Origin of the sequence: Curtobacterium sp. SL109 (assembly GCF_026672405.1) — a bacterium.
Taxonomy (GTDB): domain Bacteria; phylum Actinomycetota; class Actinomycetes; order Actinomycetales; family Microbacteriaceae; genus Curtobacterium.
Map to the genome: position 1 here is coordinate 1,181,432 of NZ_JAPPRB010000002.1, position 16,686 is coordinate 1,198,117.

The 16,686-nt window shown below is 72.0% G+C and carries 15 protein-coding genes; 4 read left to right on the plus strand and 11 right to left on the minus strand.

Going from position 1 to position 16,686, the window contains the following annotated elements; genetic code table 11:
- Positions 1-507: 507 nt before the first annotated feature.
- Positions 508-1,386, minus strand: a complete 879-nt coding sequence (locus OVA28_RS07125; RefSeq protein WP_268096357.1) for a phosphoribosylaminoimidazolesuccinocarboxamide synthase — start codon at positions 1,384-1,386, stop codon at positions 508-510.
- A complete protein-coding gene (gene purD, locus OVA28_RS07130; protein WP_194660091.1) occupies positions 1,383-2,651 on the minus strand; it encodes a phosphoribosylamine--glycine ligase in 1,269 nt (422 codons plus the stop codon). The genes OVA28_RS07125 and purD overlap by 4 nt, the downstream gene beginning before the upstream one ends.
- A gap of 57 nt (positions 2,652-2,708) precedes the next feature.
- Between purD and OVA28_RS07135 the strand changes: the two genes are divergently transcribed.
- A complete protein-coding gene (locus OVA28_RS07135; protein ID WP_268096359.1) occupies positions 2,709-3,086 on the plus strand; it encodes a sterol carrier family protein in 378 nt (125 codons plus the stop codon).
- A 289-nt stretch (positions 3,087-3,375) separates the two neighbouring features.
- Here OVA28_RS07135 and OVA28_RS07140 read toward each other — a convergent pair whose 3' ends face one another.
- Complete coding sequence (locus OVA28_RS07140; RefSeq protein ID WP_268096361.1) at positions 3,376-5,940, minus strand: helix-turn-helix transcriptional regulator; 2,565 nt, start codon at positions 5,938-5,940, stop codon at positions 3,376-3,378.
- A gap of 121 nt (positions 5,941-6,061) precedes the next feature.
- On the opposite strand from OVA28_RS07140, the gene OVA28_RS07145 reads away from it, so the two are divergent.
- Positions 6,062-6,457 carry a hypothetical protein gene (locus OVA28_RS07145; protein WP_268096362.1) on the plus strand — a complete coding sequence of 132 codons (396 nt, stop codon included), beginning with the start codon at positions 6,062-6,064 and terminating at the stop codon, positions 6,455-6,457.
- 103 nt (positions 6,458-6,560) lie between these two features.
- On the opposite strand, the gene purF is transcribed toward OVA28_RS07145, so the two are convergent.
- Positions 6,561-8,018: an amidophosphoribosyltransferase gene (purF, locus tag OVA28_RS07150; RefSeq protein ID WP_268096363.1), complete on the minus strand. Its 1,458-nt coding sequence runs from the start codon at positions 8,016-8,018 to the stop codon at positions 6,561-6,563.
- A gap of 71 nt (positions 8,019-8,089) precedes the next feature.
- Between purF and purM the strand changes: the two genes are divergently transcribed.
- Positions 8,090-9,184, plus strand: a complete 1,095-nt coding sequence (gene purM, locus OVA28_RS07155; RefSeq protein ID WP_268096364.1) for a phosphoribosylformylglycinamidine cyclo-ligase — start codon at positions 8,090-8,092, stop codon at positions 9,182-9,184.
- A gap of 192 nt (positions 9,185-9,376) precedes the next feature.
- On the opposite strand, the gene OVA28_RS07160 is transcribed toward purM, so the two are convergent.
- Positions 9,377-9,595, minus strand: a complete 219-nt coding sequence (locus tag OVA28_RS07160) for a DUF3073 domain-containing protein (protein ID WP_194660097.1) — start codon at positions 9,593-9,595, stop codon at positions 9,377-9,379.
- A gap of 162 nt (positions 9,596-9,757) precedes the next feature.
- On the opposite strand from OVA28_RS07160, the gene OVA28_RS07165 reads away from it, so the two are divergent.
- Positions 9,758-10,870, plus strand: coding sequence for an NAD(P)-binding domain-containing protein (locus OVA28_RS07165; protein WP_268096365.1), 1,113 nt, complete (start codon positions 9,758-9,760; stop codon positions 10,868-10,870).
- A 111-nt stretch (positions 10,871-10,981) separates the two neighbouring features.
- Here OVA28_RS07165 and OVA28_RS07170 read toward each other — a convergent pair whose 3' ends face one another.
- The 6 genes from OVA28_RS07170 to OVA28_RS07195 form a co-directional block, all read right to left on the minus strand.
- Entirely contained in the window at positions 10,982-11,422 is a 441-nt protein-coding gene (locus OVA28_RS07170; RefSeq protein WP_268096366.1) for a DoxX family protein, read from the minus strand.
- A 165-nt stretch (positions 11,423-11,587) separates the two neighbouring features.
- Positions 11,588-11,899: a DUF3072 domain-containing protein gene (locus tag OVA28_RS07175; protein ID WP_194660100.1), complete on the minus strand. Its 312-nt coding sequence runs from the start codon at positions 11,897-11,899 to the stop codon at positions 11,588-11,590.
- Positions 11,900-11,955: 56 nt separating this feature from the next.
- Entirely contained in the window at positions 11,956-12,732 is a 777-nt protein-coding gene (locus tag OVA28_RS07180; protein ID WP_268096367.1) for a hypothetical protein, read from the minus strand.
- Positions 12,733-12,762: 30 nt separating this feature from the next.
- On the minus strand, positions 12,763-14,976 hold the full coding sequence (locus tag OVA28_RS07185) for an APC family permease (RefSeq protein WP_268096368.1): 2,214 nt from the start codon (positions 14,974-14,976) through the stop codon (positions 12,763-12,765).
- A 139-nt stretch (positions 14,977-15,115) separates the two neighbouring features.
- Positions 15,116-15,688 carry a PadR family transcriptional regulator gene (locus tag OVA28_RS07190; RefSeq protein WP_268096370.1) on the minus strand — a complete coding sequence of 191 codons (573 nt, stop codon included), beginning with the start codon at positions 15,686-15,688 and terminating at the stop codon, positions 15,116-15,118.
- Entirely contained in the window at positions 15,685-16,605 is a 921-nt protein-coding gene (locus tag OVA28_RS07195; RefSeq protein WP_268096371.1) for a DUF4097 family beta strand repeat-containing protein, read from the minus strand. The genes OVA28_RS07190 and OVA28_RS07195 overlap by 4 nt, the downstream gene beginning before the upstream one ends.
- Positions 16,606-16,686: the final 81 nt, after the last annotated feature.

Below are 16,686 nucleotides of genomic sequence, written 5' to 3' on the forward strand. Positions count from 1 at the left end.
GCGCACGGTGCGGCCGTCCTGTGGCTGGCCACCGTCGGACTGGAGGCTGTGCTCACGACGTGCGCCGTGCCTCCAGTCCGGCGCGGTGCCGGCTCGGGGCCGCACTGTCACCCGCCGAGTGGTGGGGTGCCGTCGCTACGCGAAGGCGAGTGGTCGCCTTCTGTCGCTGCGCGACGGCGCCCGTGGTGCCGAGTGGTCGCGTTCCGTCGTTGCGCGACGGCGCCCGTGGTGCCGAGTGGTCGCGTTCCGTTGTTGCGCGACGGCGCCGGGTCGCCGAGCGGTCACGTCCTATGGCTGCGCGACGGCGCCCGGGGTGCCGAGCGGTCACGTCCTGTCGCTGCGCGACGGCGAGTGGTCGCGTTCTGTCGCGTGCGGGAGCGTGAACCGACAGGACGTGACCACTCGGCGGACGTGAGCGGGGCGTCGTGACCGCTCGGCGCGACGGCGACGCCGACGGCGACGGCGACGGCGACGGCGACGCCGCCGGGTCGCCGCGCGGCTCCGGCGTCAGGCGCCGAGGCGCTCGATGAGCTCGCGGTACCGGGCAGCCGTGCGCTCGACGATCTCGTCGGGCAGGACCGGCGGCGTGCCCTGACGGTCCCAGTGCGCGCTGAGCCAGTTCCGCACGATCTGCTTGTCGAACGAGTCCGTGCGGTTGCCGGCGTCGTAGGAGGACGCGTCCCAGTACCGGCTGGAGTCGCTCGTCAGGACCTCGTCCCCGATGCGGATCTGCCCGTGGGTGTCGTGCCCGAACTCGAACTTCGTGTCCGCGATGATGACCCCGCGCTGCAGGGCGATCGCCGCCGCTTCCGAGTACACGTGCAGCGAGAGGTCGCGGAGCGTCGCAGCGACGTCCGCCCCGACGAGTTCCTCGGTGCGCTCGAACGAGATGTTCTCGTCGTGCTCGCCCTGCGGCGCCTTGTACGCGGGCGTGTAGATCGGCTCGGGGAGGCGGTCGCCGTCGGAGAGCCCGGCGGGGAGCGGCACGCCACAGACGCTGCCGGACTCCTGGTACTCGGCCCACCCGCTGCCCGAGAGGTACCCGCGCACGACGCACTCGACCGGGAACATCCGCAGCGGCATCACGTGCATGGACCGGGTGGCGACCTCGTGCGGCACCGGGGTCGTGGTGGCGGAGGGGCGGAGCAGGTGGTTCGGGACGTCACCGAGCTGGGTGAACCAGAAGCGGGACAGGCGCGTCAGGAGCTCGCCCTTGCCCGGGATCGGCGGCTCGAGCGCGAAGTCGTAGGCGCTGACGCGGTCCGACGCCACGAGGAGCAGCTCGGTGGCACCCGCGACGTTCGCCGTGGTGGCCGGGACGTAGAGCTCGCGGACCTTGCCGGACGAGACGTGCTTCCAGCCGTCGATCCGGGGTGCGGCGTTCATCGGACGACCTTCGTGGCGATGTCGGTGCGGAACTGGGCACCCGGCAGGGTGATGTCGTGCAGGCCGGCGTAGGCGCGGTCCCTGGCTTCGGTGAAGTCGGACCCGGTGGCGACGACGCTGAGCACGCGGCCGCCCGTCGCGACGAGTTCGCCGTCGAGCAGGCCGGTGGCCGCGTGCAGGACCGAGACGCCCTCGCGCGCGTTCGCGGTGTCGACGCCGCTGATCGGGCGACCGGTCTTCGGGTTCTCCGGGTAGCCCTCGCTCGCCAGGACGACGGTCACCGCGACCTGGTCGTGGAACGCCGGCGCGGGCGTGCCGCCGAGCTGTCCGCCGGCCGCCGCGAGCAGGAGTGCGCTGAGCGGGGTGGCCAGGCGGGGGAGCACGACCTGGGTCTCCGGGTCGCCGAAGCGGGCGTTGAACTCGATGACCCGCACGCCCTGCTCGGTCACGATCAGCCCGCAGTAGAGGAGCCCGACGAAGGGGGTGCCCTCGTGCTCCAGGCGGCGGACGGTGGGCAGCGCCACCAGGTCGGTGACCTCGTCGACGAAGGCCTGCTCGGAGCCCCAGCGGTCGGCGAGCCAGGGCAGGGGGGAGTAGGCACCCATCCCGCCGGTGTTCGGGCCGAGGTCGCCGTCGCCGAGGCGCTTGTAGTCCTGTGCGGGGCTGAGCGCGCGGACGTCGTGGCCGTCGCTGAGGAAGAACAGCGAGACCTCTTCGCCGTCGAGGAACTCCTCCACCACGACGGGGCCGTGCTGCAGCCAGTAGGTGGCGTGGTCCACGGCGGCCTGGCGGTCGTCGGTCACGAGGACGCCCTTGCCCGCCGCGAGCCCGTCGGCCTTCACGACGTACGGTGCGCCGAGTTCGTCGATGGCGGCGACCGCTTCGTCCAGCGTGCCGGCGGAGAGGGGACGGCCGGTGGGGACCGAGGCCTCGGCCATGATGCGCTTGGCGAAGGCCTTCGAGCCCTCGAGTGCGGCGGCGGCCTTGCTCGGCCCGAACACCGGGATGCCGCGGGTCCGGAGGGGGTCGGCGACGCCGGCGATCAGCGGGGCTTCGGGCCCGACGACGACGAGTTCGACGCCGTTCTCGAGCGCGTACTCGGCGACGAGCGGACCGTTCGTGGGGTCGAGTGACACGGTCTCGACGTCGGCGGCGATGCCGGCGTTGCCGGGCGCGGCCGTGATGACGTGACCGGCCTGCTCCGCCAGGAGCGCCGTGATGATCGCGTGCTCGCGGGCACCGGAACCGAGGACGAGGATTCGCACCCGATCACCCTACCGAGCCACGGCGTTCCGCTGGGGTGCACCGGCTAGCCTGTGGAGATGCCGGGGAGGACGATCGACGACGCCGACGGCGCAGCCGCACTGCGCGCCGTCGTCGAGGGTGCGACGGAACGGCCGCTCGTCGCCATGGCCGTGCGGTGGACGCTCCAGCGCCTCGCCGAGGACGTGCCGGGCAACAGCGTCGAGGTCCGCGTGCCGCCGTTCGCCGCCGTGCAGGCCGTGCCCGGACCCCGCCACACCCGCGGGACCCCGCCGAACGTCATCGAGACGGACGCGGCGACGTGGATCGCGCTCGCGACGGGGACGCTCCGCTGGGACGACCCGACCGCCGCCGTGCGCGTCAGCGCCTCTGGTTCCCGAGCGGACCTGGCGTCGTTCCTGCCCGTGCGGACGCACGGCCTCGGCCCCGTGGACTGACGACCGCGCTCCCGGTACCCGGGGGGATCGAATTAGGTAGTGCCTACCGATGTGGCACGTGCTACCGCAGTCGTACCGTAGAAGTCGCCGGGATTCGGACCCGACCCGAACGGGTCCGAACCCGGCGACATCGCCCACGGTACGCGACAACCGTCGCTCCGTGTCAACCATCCGGCGTGGCGTGCTGCATTCCGCAACCCGATTGCGGATTCTGTCGCGCCCGGTTGTCGATGGAGCGCTCCCGTCCCCGCCCGCGGACCACCAGCCGCCGGTGGGGCTGGAGCGGGCCTCAGACCAGGTCGGCGAGCTCCGACCGTGCGTGCAGGTCCCACTTCGCGAAGATCCGCGACATGTGCGCGTCGATCGTCCGGACGGACAGGCCGAGCTGCTCTGCGATGGACCGGTTCGAGAGACCCTCGGCGGCGAGCTCCGCGACCTCGTACTCGCGACGGCTCAGCGGTGGGCGCGAGCGCTGCGCGGTGACGTACAGGCCGCGCGCGGCGAGTGCCCCCTGTGCGGCGATGGTCCTCGTGCCGTCCCCGGCGAGCACCGCGTCGGCGTACTCCCGCACGGCCGCCGCCATCGGCCCGTCGACACGGTCGACAGCAGCGCGCAGCCGTCCGATCGACGCGGCCGGGTCCCGCCCGTTCATGAGGTCGTTCGCGTACAGCAGGACCTCGCCGAACATCACGCTCGTCCAGGCACCCCCGGCAGTGGCCCGCTCGATGACCTGCTGCGCGTGCTGCACGCCGGCGGGATTGCCGAGCGCGGTCTCGGCCCAGGCGATCGAGATCGCGATCTGCTCGCCGGTGATCCGCATGGCCCGCGGGGGGACGCTCCGCGCGCGCTCGAGTGCGACGCCGGCCTCCTCGGCATGACCGGCGGACGCCAGCGCCATCGCCAGCCGTGCCCAGGGGTACGCGCCGAACCCGCCGTGGTCGGCCACCGCGTAGCGCTCGCACGCCGCCGAGAACGCGGTGACGGCGTCGTCCCACCGTCGCTGCCCGATCGCCAGGTTGCCGACGCCGATGAGTTCGAGGGTGAAGTCGTACTTCAGGAACGGGCTGGACCGCTTGACCGAGATCTGCGTGATGAGGTCGGCGTAGTCGCCCCGCCAGACCTGGACCTGGTGCATGACGGACAGGAGCTCGCCGACGCTCCACGGGGCTTCCTCGACGTGCACGGTCGCGGTCGCGAGGGCCGCCCGCCCGAGGGTCATGGCGTCCTCGAGTCGTCCGCCCGTCGCCAGGGCCATCACGGCGCACGGTGCGACGCAGAGGAACGACATCGGCACGGTGGGGGCGTCGACGATGCCCGAGCGCTCGACCTCGGCGCGGACACCGGTGAAGTCGCCGCCCCAGCCGAGGTGTGCCAGGCGGAGCAGGCGGAGGCGCTCGACGCCCTCCGGCCCGACGAACGCGGTGGCGGTGTCGGTGAGGGCGACGGCGGCCTGCAGGTCGTCGTCGTGGAACTGCCGGATGTTCGCCAGGGTCTCGCAGGCCTCGATGACCGCGGCGTCGGGGACCTCGTCGTGGCGGGTCCTGGCGATCTCCCACGCGGCCTCGGCGTCGGCGCGGCCGGCTTCCCGCCCGGCGCTGTACCCGCGGGCCAGGGAGCGCAGGCAGTGCGCGGCGACCCGCTGGGCGGCGCTGAGGTCCGCTCGGAGCGCGGCCGAGCTCAGGGCGACGGCGCTCTCGTGCTCCTGCAGTCGACCGGCCACCTGCGCGGCGTCGAGCAGCTGCGGCACCGGCGGCAACACCCCGCACTCGATCGCCCAGAGCGCGGCTCGGAGCCGCGCGGCCGGGACGGCGCCGGCGGGGTGGTCGGTGCGGAAGGCGTTGGCGCGGGCGAACAGCGTCGTCCGCCGGGCCACGGGCACGAGTGACCGGACGACCTCGCCGACCAGTGGGTGCGACGGTCGCACGATCGGGGCGCCGTCGGCGAGCGAGTCGATCCGCACGAGGCCGAGCGCGACGACCCGGTCGACGTCCCCACCGCCGACGAGCCCGAGCAGTCGGGACAGCGGGATCGGGTCGGCGAGTGCCACGATGTCGACGACGTCGCGCAGGTCCTCCGGCAGCGCGCCGAGTTCCGTCCGGTACATGTCGGCGAGGCTGTTCGACGCGGTGATGCGTCCGCGCCAGTACCAGCCGGACGCCGTGTGGTCGAGGTCACCGGAGGCCAGCGCGGCCCGCACGACCTCGCGCAGGTAGAGCGGGTTGCCCTCGGTCGCCCGGTGCACGCGCTCCACGGACGCCGACTCGAGCGGTGCCCCGAGGGCGTTGCCGATGAGCGTCGCGGTGTCGTTGAGGTCGAGCGGTCCGAGGTCGATCCGCTCGAGCAGGTCGTCCTGCCACAGCGAGCGCAGCGGCTCGGCGAGGGCGGTGAAGTCCCGGCACGTCAGCACGAGCCGCGCGCCCTGGTTCCGGACGAGCCAGGCGACGTACCTGGCGGAGATCGCGTCGAGGTGGTCGGCGTCGTCGACCCGGAGCAGCAGGTCGCGGTCGACGACGTCCGCGGCCTCACGGAGTCGCTGCTCGGCACCGGCCTGGTCGGCGAGCAGCTCCGCGGGCAGGTCGCCGAGCTGTTCGGAGACGGCGCTGAACGGCATCGTGGCGCCGCCGGCCACGGCGGTGATCGGCACGACGAGTGTCCGGTCGGCGCTGTCCCAGCGGGCGACGCGGTCGGTCACGCGGGCCGCGGAGGTGCTCTTCCCGAGTCCGGGCGCCCCCACCAGGGCGACGCTCGTGCCGTGCTCGGCGACGACGGCGACGGCCCGGTCCTCTTCACGGCGCTGCATGACGGGCCAGGCGATCCGCGCGGGCACGGCGCTGCGCCGGTGTTCCGGCAGCATCGGTCCGGTCATCCTGCGTCACCCCCACGTTCCGGATACCAAGCGGTACGGAACCATCATCCCCCGGATCCGCCTCCGTCGTGAGGCCCCGACACGTCCCAAGGTGGGGGACAATGGGACGGTGAGCACCACCGACCACCCTGACGACGCTGCCGCGCCCGCACCCGACACCGCTTCGACCTCGGACGAGGTCACCATCCGGCGCGCGCCCAAGTTCGGTGTCTTCATCGTCGGCGGTGCCCTGCTCGGCTTCCTCGTCACGATCATCGTGATCGCGGCGACGATGGACATCGACCGCGGCGACAAGACCGAGACCGTCGGCTTCAGCGGTCTGGTCGGCTACTTCGGCCTCTGGGGCGTCACCATCGGCATGGCGGTCGGCGCCGTCGTCGCCGTGGTCCTGGACCTCGTGCTCGCCCGCCGCGCCGCCCGCCTCACGGCGGAGCGCATCGCCGTCGACCTGCCCCCCGAGACGGTCGAGGGCGAGATCGACGACCGCGGCGACCAGGCGCGCTGACCGCTCTCGGTCACGTCGTGGCCGGCCCTGCACGGACGGGAGGCACGGTGCCAGCTGGCACCGTGCCTCCCGTCCGTCGTCCTGGTCGCGACCAGGACCGCGCTCAGCTGAGCTGGTTGGCCTCGACCCAGGACAGGTACTCGGGGCTGACCGTGCCGGTGACGTACTCGCCGGTGAAGCAGCTCATCTCGAGGTCGGTGACGTCGGAGCCCTCGATGATGGCGTCCCGCATGTCGCCGATCTCCTGGTAGATCAGGTGGTCGCTGCCGAGCACCCGGTTGATCTCCGGGATCTTGCGGTCGTGCGCGATGAGCTCCTGCCGCGTCGGCATGTTGATGCCGTAGACGTGCGGGAACCGGACCGGGGGAGCGGCGGAGGTGAAGGTGACCTCGTTCGCACCGGCGGCCCTGGCCATCTCCACGATCTCCTTGCTCGTCGTGCCACGCACGATCGAGTCGTCGACGATGAGGATGTTCTTCCCCTTGAACTCCGACGACATCGCGTTGAGCTTCTGGCGCACCGAGCGCTTGCGCTCCGCCTGCCCGGGCATGATGAACGTCCGGCCGACGTAGCGGTTCTTGTAGAAGCCCTCGCGGTACTCGATGCCGAGCTTCTGCGCGACCTGCATCGCTGCGGGGCGTGAGGAGTCCGGGATCGGCATGACGACGTCGATGTCGCCGGTGGGGGCGTACTGCTCGATCGTGTCCGCCAGGCGGTTGCCGAGCCGCAGGCGGGCGTCGTACACGGAGATGCCGTTCATGACGGAGTCCGGACGGGCCAGGTAGACGTACTCGAACGAGCACGGCACCAGGCGCGGGTTCTTGGCGCACTGGCGGGCGTGCATCGTGCCGTCCATCTCGATGAAGACGGCCTCGCCCGGGGCGACGTCGCGGACGATGTCGTACCCGCCCGACTCGAGCACGAGCGACTCGGACGCCACGACCCACTCGGAGCCGCCGGCGTCGCTGAAGCGGTGGCCGAGGATGAGCGGGCGGATGCCGAACGGGTCGCGGAAGGAGAGCAGCCCGTGGCCCGCGATCGTGGCGATGGCGGCGTAGGAGCCCTCGACGCGCTCGTGCACGCGCTCGACGGCGTCGAACACCTGCCCGGCGTCGAGCTCGCGGCCGCGCACCTGGCCCTGCAGCTCGTGCGCCAGGACGTTGACGAGCAGCTCGGTGTCCGAGCTGGTGTTGAGGTGCCGACGGTCGATGTCGAACAGCTCGCGCGTCAGTTCCCGCGTGTTCGTCAGGTTGCCGTTGTGCACGAGGACGATGCCGTACGGCGCGTTCACGTAGAACGGCTGGGCTTCTTCCTCGTTGCTCGCGGTGCCCTTGGTGGCGTACCGCACGTGGCCGAGGCCCATCGTGCCGAGCAGGGCCCGCATGTCACGGGTGCGGAAGGCCTCGCGCACGTGACCACGGGTCTTGTGCATGTGGTGGATGTGCCCCTCGACCGTGGCGATGCCCGTCGAGTCCTGTCCCCGGTGTTGCAGGAGGAGCAGTGCGTCGTAGATGGATTGGTTTGCTGGCCCCTGATTGACGAGGCCGACGATGCCGCACATGCGCGGAGTGCTCCAGACCGTAGGATCGGGTGGTACCGAACAAGTCTGCCATGCCCCGCGGAGGACGACGTATGCCCAACCCCTACGCCGAGGCCGGCGTCGACACCGCTGCCGGTGACCTGGCCGTCGAGCTCATGAAGTCCGCCGTCTCGGCGACGCACAACGCGTCCGTGCTCGGCGGTGTCGGCGGATTCGCCGGGCTCTACGACGTGTCGTTCCTGAAGGACTTCTCACGACCGCTGCTCGCCACGTCCACGGACGGCGTCGGCACGAAGGTCGCGATCGCGCAGGCGATCGACAAGCACGACACCATCGGCCAGGACCTCGTCGGCATGGTCGTCGACGACATCGTCGTGGTCGGCGCGAAGCCGATGTTCATGACGGACTACATCGCCTGCGGCCGGGTCGTCCCCGCACGGATCGCGGACATCGTCGCCGGGATCGCCCGTGGCTGCGCCGACACCGGTACGGCCCTGGTCGGCGGCGAGACGGCCGAGCACCCCGGGCTCCTCGGACCCGACGACTACGACGTCGCCGGTGCTGCAGTGGGCGCGGTCGAGGCCTCGTCGCAGCTCGGCGCACACCTGGTCGAGGACGGCGACGTCGTCGTGGCGATCGCGTCCTCCGGCCTGCACTCGAACGGGTTCTCGCTCGTGCGCCACATCCTGGGGCAGCGCGGCGTCGGGTACACGGACTCGCTTCCCGAGTTCGGTGGCCTGGTGGGAGAAGCCCTGCTCGAGCCGACGCGCCTCTACACGACGCCGCTCCTGTCGCTGCTCGACGCCTTCCCCGGCGCCGTGCACTCGCTCTCGCACGTGACGGGTGGCGGCATCGCGGCGAACCTGGCGCGCGTGCTGCCCGTCGGCTCCTGGGTCGAGGTCGACCGCGCCACGTGGGAGCCCCTGCCCGTCTTCCGGGTGCTCGCCGAGATGGCCGGCACCCCGATCGAGGACACCGAGGGCACCTGGAACCTCGGCATCGGCATGTTCGCCGTCGTGGCGGCGTCCCGGGCGGACGAGGTCATCGCGTCGCTCGGCGCTGCCGGGATGGCGTCGTGGTCGGTCGGGGCGGTGTCGACGTCCTCGAGGGCGCTCGACGGCTTCGAGCAGGGCGCCAAGGGCGTCGACGGCGGGGCCGTGCGGCTGACCGGGGCGTACGCGGGCTGACGCCCCGGCGCGCTGCGCAGCGCTGCGCTCCATGGCCGTTGCCGACTCGGAACGACATCGTCGAGGTCGTACGACACCGACGATGTCGTCCTGAGTCGGGATCGGCTGGTCCGAGCGCGGCGCGGTCGTCCGCGCACACGGAAACGCCGCGCTGCCCAGGGGCTGCGCGGCGTCGTCGTCGTCGAGTCGGACTCAGGCGGACTTGTTCTGGTCCTGCTGGGTCTCGAGCTCGTCGTCGTCGTCCAACGGCTCTGGACCGTACTGGTCCGCCCAGCGGTCCTCGTAGTCCTCGCCGTCGTTCTGCCCAGTGGACAGCTCGCGTTCGAGTGCACCGTAGTTCGTCTCAGGGCTGAAGTACTTCAGCTCCCGAGCGACCTTGGTGTGCTTTGCCTTCTGACGGCCGCGCCCCATGCGTGACCCCCTCGTGTGTCGGCTCGTGTCCGGTCTGTCGGGAGCGGAGTGTCACCCGGTGAATCCGAACGGTTCGTGGTTGGAAATCTGCCGATCACTCTACCATGTAGCCCTATCTGGACCTGCCCCACGGGCGTTGCGCATCCAGCAGAATCGGAAGTGATGACAGACCAGACACCGACCCTCGACGACCAGCACGCCCGGGTGGTGGTGATCGGTGCGGGACAGGCCGGTCTGTCGGTCGGCTGGCACCTGCAGCGACTCGGGCTGACGGCCGGGACGGACCTGGTCGTCCTCGACCGGGCACCGAGCACCGGCGGCGCGTGGCAGTTCCGCTGGGAGGCCCTCCGGCTCGGCGCGGCACACCGCGTGCACGACCTGCCCGGCATGCACGAGATGGGCCTGCGGTTCGACGACGCCGACCGTGCCCGACCCGCGCGTGACGTCGTCGGCGAGTACTACCGCCGCTTCGAGCAGCACCACGACCTGCGGGTGCGGCGTCCGGTCCAGGTGACGAGCGTCGAGCGCGCGGGATCCGGACTGTGCGTGTCGACACGGGGTGCGGACGGACGGGTCGCGCGGATCCTGGCCGACGTCGTGGTCAACGCGTCGGGCACCTGGGGCACACCCTTCGTCCCCTGGTACCCGGGGCGCGACGTGTTCGGCGGGCGGCAGGTCGACACCACCGAGTACCGGTCGGCGGCCGAGTTCGCCGGGCAGGACGTCGTGGTCGTCGGGGGCGGCACCAGCGCGATCGGCTTCCTGCTGGAGCTCGACGGGGTCGCCCGGTCCACGCGGTGGTTCACCCGGCGCCCGGTCGTCTGGTCCGACGGATCCGCGCTCGGCGTCGAGTCCGCGGTGGCGGCGGTCGAGGAACAGGACCGGGCAGCGCGTGCTGGCGAGGTCCTGCCGAGCATCGTCAGCGGCACCGGGGTCCCGGTGTCGCGGCGCATCCGGGCTGGCCTGGACCGTGGGGTGCTCCGGGACGAGCCGGTGTTCGTGCGGTTCGACGAGCACGGCGTGGTGACCGCTGACGGCGAGCACGTGCACGCCGACGCGGTCATCTGGGCCACGGGCTTCCGCGCCGACCTGCGGCACCTGGCACCCCTGCACCTGCGGACGGCGAAGGGCGGCGTGGTCGTGGCCGACGGGCGGTCGGAGGACGAACCCCGGCTCTTCCTCGCCGGGTACGGCCCGCAGGCGTCGACGATCGGGGCGAACCGGGCCGGTCGGCGGATCGCCCGCCAGGTGATGGCAGCGCTCGACGCGTCCTGACCCCGCACCGTGCGAGGTCCTCCGGCCCGTGCGAGGTCGCACACCCGGTGCGCGCCGACAGCCCCGCACGAGGTGCATGACCTCGCACCGAGCCGCCCCGCGCGCGCGGCCCTACGCGGCCAGGGGCTCCTCGACGCCACGGCGGCGACGACGCGCACGCAGCACGACCGCGTCGAGGGAGAACCGCCCGGGCCCGGTCAACGCGACCGCGAGCGCACCGGCGGCCAGCACGAGCACGAACTCGAAGCCGCCCTGCTGTGCGAAGAACCCGCCGTCACCGTGCGCCAGCACCCCCGCGACCACCATGTCGACCGCGAGCAGCGCCGCGACGACCCGCGTCGCGACCCCGAGCACCAGGAGCGCGCCGCCGACGAGCTCGAGCCCGGCGACCAGCGGCGCTGCGACCTCGGCGAACGGGACGCCCATGCCGGAGAAGCCCGAGGCCACGGCGGGGATGCCCTGCCCGACCTTCTGGGCTCCGTGGGCGATGAAGACCACCCCGAGGACGACGCGGAGGACGATCAGGCCGATGGATGTCGATGTCGTTCGCATGGCCACGACCGTACGAGGTGACGTGTCACGCATCCGAGCTGTCGGGGGTTCTCGCCCGACATGTCCAGGGCATGCCCAGGCGGAACGGGAACGGCCACCCCGAGCGAGCACAGCGGCTCGCACGGGGTGGCCGACGTCGCACGGGGCGACGGGGTCAGCGTCGGGTCAGGACGTGGCGCCGATCGTGCCGGAGTCCGAGGCCTCGCCGTCGGGGGTGCCGCGGCCGGTCTGGTGCTGCAGGCGGTCGATGTGCTCGGACGCCTCGGCCTTGGTCAGGTCGGCGGAGAGCTCCTCGCCGGCCTCACGAGCCAGGGTGTCGAGGTAGCTGCGCTGCGGGCCGGTCATGGGCTCGTCGCCGGTGACCCACTGCTCCGGGTCCTTGCTCGCGGTGGTGGACGGGTCGGGACGGGCCCCGCCGAGGGTCTCGCCGTCGGTGGAGGACTCGGAAGGGGACGGGGAGGAGGATGCGTCGGTCATGGCACGGACGCTACGCCGCACCCACTGACACCCGACGGTCCGCGGGCCGGAAGGCGCTACGCGGCGCCCGACTCGTCCACCGGCACGCTCGTGTACCGCACCAGGTCCGGGCCGACCTCGTTCGCCGCGAGCGGCACCGACCGCCCGTCCCGCGTGACCCAGAGCGTGTTGCCCGGCTCGTCGAGGCGTTCGACCGGGTGCAGGGAGCCGTCGAGGAGCACCGTCGCACGGACTTCCACCCGACCGGAGGATGCGCGCGGCGGCAGGCCGGGCACGTCGTCCGCGAACGCCGGGTAGGTGCCGGGCGCCAGCAGCGGGCTGATCGGCGTCGTGACGATCTCGACGCCGGCGGCCCCGGTCGACGTCGAGGCGTCGGCGGTGACCGTGACCAGCCGGACCACCTGGTCCTTCGGCAGTGGTGCGTCCACGACGCCGGACGCGGCCAGTGCACGGAAGGCGGGCCGACCGTCGGAGCCGAGGTGGGCCTCCTGGCTGTCGATCCGGACGCGACCGCGTCCGCGGGTGTCGGCGTAGACACCGGGCTCCAGGCCGGAGCGGCGGGCCTCGACGAGGGGCACGACGACCCGGTCGGGCCGGTACCAGTCGCGGAGGGTGGCCGGGTCGACCCAGCCGATGCTCGCGACGCCGCGCGCCAGTTCGGCGTCGTCGTCGACCACGCGCTCGTCGAGCGCACCGAGCGGGTGCTCGCCGCGGACGGCGACGAGGCCCTCGTACCGGTCGTCGGCGTGGTCGAGGACCTCGACGCGCTTCGACACCTTGCCGCCGTGGCCGTCGAACGTCGCCCAGGTGCGCAGTTCGGGAGCGTTGGTCATGGGGTCACATCGTATTCCGGGAGGCTCGGCTCACTCCGAGGACGTCGGCCTGCGCGCGGCGGACGCCGCCACCAGGGCACGGATCTCACCGGTGCAGAGGGCCGGGTCGACACCCTCGGCGGGGCCGGCCGGTCGGGTCGCACGGCGCGACTGCAGGCTGTTCCGCTGGGCCGATCGGAGGATGCGGTCCTCCTCTTCACTGCGGAAGACACCGTTCGGCGACCGGCGGAGCGAGGGTCGCACGGGCTCACCGCGGCGGTCCTGCCCGGGGAACGGGCGCGAGCGACGGCCGTAGAGCAGCTCGGAGGAGTCGAGGAGCCACGGCACGAGGGCGACGGTCACCCCGTGCACGAGCAGCAGCTTCCGCCGGATCCGACGGCCGCGGTGGTTGTGCAGCAGACCCTCCCACCAGTGCCCGACGATGAAGATCGGCGTGTAGACCGTGACGACCTCGGACCCGTGCGCTGCCCGGTGCGCCTTGATGTAGGAGATGAGCGGCATCGAGATGTCGCGGTACGGGCTCGGGACGATCGTCAGCGGGACCTCGATGCCGTGCTCGGCCCACTGCTGGCGGAGGTGTGCGGCGTCGGCGTCGTCGATGGCCACGTGCACGGCCTCGAGTCCGGCGTGCTTCGCCGCGATGGCGTAGTCCAGGGCCTTGAGCACCGGCTTCTGCAGCTTGTTCACCAGGACGATCGCGTGGTCGCCGGTCGCGCCGAACTGGGTCTCGACGTCGGCCTCGACCTCGTGCTTGACGTCACGGTAGTAGCGGTTCACGCCGAGCATCAGCACGTACAGCACCGGCATGATGAGGAACACCAGCCAGGCGCCGTGCGTGAACTTCGTGATCGTGACGATGACCAGGACGACCAGGGTGAACGTCGCCCCGATCGCGTTGATCGTCCGAGACCGCACGACCTGGCCGCGGTGCACGGGCTCGGACGCGGTGCCGTCCCGGTCGGCGCGGAGCAGCCTGGTCCAGTGCACGACCATGCCCGTCTGGCCGAGCGTGAACGACACGAAGACGCCGATGATGTAGAGCTGGATGAGGCTCGTGACGTTCGCCCGGTAGACCACGAGCAGCGCGGCCGCGACGAGCGCCAGCACGATGACGCCGTTCGAGTAGATGAGCCGGTCGCCGCGCGTCGACAGGGCCTTCGGGGCGTAGGAGTCCCGCGCCAGGATCGAGCCGAGCAGCGGGAACCCGTTGAACGCGGTGTTCGCCGCCAGGAGCAGCACCGCGGCCGTCGTTGCCTGGATCACGAAGAACAGCACGGAGTTGTCCCCGAACGTGGCCGCCGCGATCTGCGCGATCAGGGAGCGCTGTGGCGTGGTGGCGCAGTTCGCGAAGCCCACCAGGTCGCAGGCCCGTTCGGCGTAGTGCACCCGGGACACGAGCGCGAGCGTGATGAGCCCGATGAACAGGACGATCGCGATGCCGCCCATCGCCACCAGGGTCGCCTGGGCGTTCCGCACCTTGGGTCGGCGGAAGGCCTGCACGCCGTTCGCGATCGCCTCGACACCCGTCAGCGCCGAGCAACCGGACGCGAACGCGCGGAGGAGCAGCAGGATGAACGCCGCCTGCGTGGTGTGCTCGACGTTCTGCACCGTGTACCCGGCCGACTCCGCGACGGGAGGGTGCCCCGCGGCGACCCGGACCAGGCCGGTGACGACCATCACGAAGACACTGGCCACGAACAGGTAGGTCGGGACGGCGAAGGCCTTGCTCGACTCCCGGACGCCCCGCAGGTTCGCCGCCGCGAGCAGCACGACGAAGACCAGCGCGAGCTCGACGCGGAAGGGGTTGAGCATCGGCAGCGCGGAGATGATGTTGTCCACGCCCGATGCCACCGACACCGCCACGGTCATGACGTAGTCGACGAGCAGGGCGCTGGCCACGACGAGCCCGGCCTTCTCGCCGAGGTTCCGGTGCGCGACCTCGTAGTCACCGCCGCCGGACGGGTACGCCTTGATGAGCTGGCGGTAGGACGCGACCACGACGACGAGCAGCAGCACGACGAGCGCAGCGACCCACGGCGCGAAGGTGAGGAACGCCATCCCGCCGAGCAGCAGGATCATCAGCAGCTCCTGCGGGGCGTACGCCACCGAGGAGAGGGGGTCGCTCGCGAAGATGGGGAGCGCGAGGTGCTTCGGGAGGAGCTGTCCCTCGAGCTTCTCGGAGGGGAGCGGATCCCCGATCAGCCGCGACTTCAGCGACCGGATCTCGTTCGTCACGAGCGGCAAACCTACTCACATCCGCGCGCGAGTCAACACTGTGCGGACGGACAGGGAAGCGACGGTCCGGTCCACGCGCTGATGTGGCGGGCCGGCCGTGCCGGCGGACGGGAGGCCGTGGTCACTCCCGTCCCGCCGGCGCGAGCCGTCAGAGCGACCGGCGCAGGGCCTCCAGGCCGTCGCGCAGGCGCGTCACGGTGTCGGCACCGAGCGTGCCGCGGGTGGCGCGACGACGCAGGTCGGCGCGGACCTGCTGCCGGAACGACGACAGGGCCATCTCGAGCTCGCGGAGGACCCGGGCGCTCTCCGAGGGGACGGACGTCGGTTCCTCCGTGCTGGTGCCCTGTGCGGACGCGGCGAGGTCGGCGCGGAGCGAGCGCATCGCGTCACCGACCGAGGCGCGGACGCCGTCGGCCAACGACCGCACGGAGTCGTTCACACCGGACTCGACGTCGGCGATCTCGTCGGCGCGGGCGGTGAGCTCGGCGCGGCCGGCCTCGGTGATCGCGTAGACGGTCTTGCGGCCGTCGACGGTCTTCGAGACCAGGCCCTCGTCCTCGAGCTTGGCCAGGCGCGGGTAGACCGTGCCGGCGCTCGGGACGTACGTGCCGCCGAAGCGCTCGCCGAGGGCCTGGATGACCTCGTACCCGTGCATCGGGTGGTCGGCGAGCAGGACGAGGAGGTACAGGCGCAGCTGGCCGTGGGCGAAGACGGGGCTCATGCGGGTGCCTCGGTCTCGTCGGTGGTGCCGTGCGTGCCGTGCGTGCCGGTCGTGTCCGTCGTCGACTCCGGGGCCGTGTACGCCGTCGTCGGGGGCGCCGTCGTGTGTGTCGTGGGGGCGGCCGGCGGCGCGTGCAGCACCGCGATGTCGCCGGAGACCGAGTTCACCTTGAGGTCGAGCCACTGCCCGGAGAGCTCGCCGCCCTGCTTGACGTACGAGCCGCGCACGCCGTTGATCTCGGCGTCGTCGAACTGCAGCTTGCCGGTCGCCGTGCTGACGGTGCAGCGGAAGGGCACGCCGTCCTCGAGCCGGACGCTCACCGAGCCGGACACCGTGTTCACCTTGGCGGCGTCGGGGGTGCCGCGCAGGTCGAGCACGACGTCCGCCGAGACGCCGTCCGCCGAGAAGCGCGGGATCTCGCCGGTCGCGACGACGTCGCCCGACACCGTGTGCACCGTGAGGGCGCCGTCGAGGTCGTGGATCGTGGTGGAGCCGTTCACCGCGTTCACGGTGACGTCACCGGCCACGCCGTCGACGACCAGGTCACCGGAGACGGTGTTCAGCGTCGCGCCGCGGTTCGTGCCCGAGAGCAGTGCACCCGCGGAGACGACCCCGAGGGTGACACCGGCGTCGCGGGGCACCAGGATGCTGACGTCCGCGCGGGCCGACCCACGGAAGGACCGCAGGAACCCGATCGGGTCGTCCCAGCGGATCTGCGGGTGGTCGACGGTGAGCGTGTCGCCGTCGAGCTCGATCTTGAGCGGTTTGCCCGACACGCTGTGCACCTCGACGCGTGCGGTCGGCTCGTCGTGCGCGACGACGTCGACCTGCCCGCCCACGAGTCCGACGCGCACGGACCGGACGATGCCGGTGTCGATGACCTTGGGCTCCTCGACGAGCCACTTCTCCTGTGCCATGTTGCCTCCTCGAACTCGCGATGTATCGCGTTGTGGAAGTCACGATACATCGCGAGTCTGGACCCCCACCACCCCTCCTCC

Excerpts from the sequence above, each read along its gene's own strand:
- OVA28_RS07125 (WP_268096357.1), bottom strand. The coding sequence starts at position 1,386 with ATGAACGCCGCACCCCGGATCGACGGCTGGAAGCACGTCTCGTCCGGC.
- purM (WP_268096364.1), top strand. The coding sequence starts at position 8,090 with ATGCCCAACCCCTACGCCGAGGCCGGCGTCGACACCGCTGCCGGTGAC.
- OVA28_RS07175 (WP_194660100.1), bottom strand. The coding sequence starts at position 11,899 with ATGACCGACGCATCCTCCTCCCCGTCCCCTTCCGAGTCCTCCACCGAC.
- OVA28_RS07170 (WP_268096366.1), bottom strand. The coding sequence starts at position 11,422 with ATGCGAACGACATCGACATCCATCGGCCTGATCGTCCTCCGCGTCGTC.
- OVA28_RS07135 (WP_268096359.1), top strand. The coding sequence starts at position 2,709 with ATGCCGGGGAGGACGATCGACGACGCCGACGGCGCAGCCGCACTGCGC.
- OVA28_RS07160 (WP_194660097.1), bottom strand. The coding sequence starts at position 9,595 with ATGGGGCGCGGCCGTCAGAAGGCAAAGCACACCAAGGTCGCTCGGGAG.
- purF (WP_268096363.1), bottom strand. The coding sequence starts at position 8,018 with ATGTGCGGCATCGTCGGCCTCGTCAATCAGGGGCCAGCAAACCAATCC.
- OVA28_RS07165 (WP_268096365.1), top strand. The coding sequence starts at position 9,758 with ATGACAGACCAGACACCGACCCTCGACGACCAGCACGCCCGGGTGGTG.
- OVA28_RS07195 (WP_268096371.1), bottom strand. The coding sequence starts at position 16,605 with ATGGCACAGGAGAAGTGGCTCGTCGAGGAGCCCAAGGTCATCGACACC.
- OVA28_RS07140 (WP_268096361.1), bottom strand. The coding sequence starts at position 5,940 with ATGCTGCCGGAACACCGGCGCAGCGCCGTGCCCGCGCGGATCGCCTGG.
- OVA28_RS07180 (WP_268096367.1), bottom strand. The coding sequence starts at position 12,732 with ATGACCAACGCTCCCGAACTGCGCACCTGGGCGACGTTCGACGGCCAC.
- OVA28_RS07190 (WP_268096370.1), bottom strand. The coding sequence starts at position 15,688 with ATGAGCCCCGTCTTCGCCCACGGCCAGCTGCGCCTGTACCTCCTCGTC.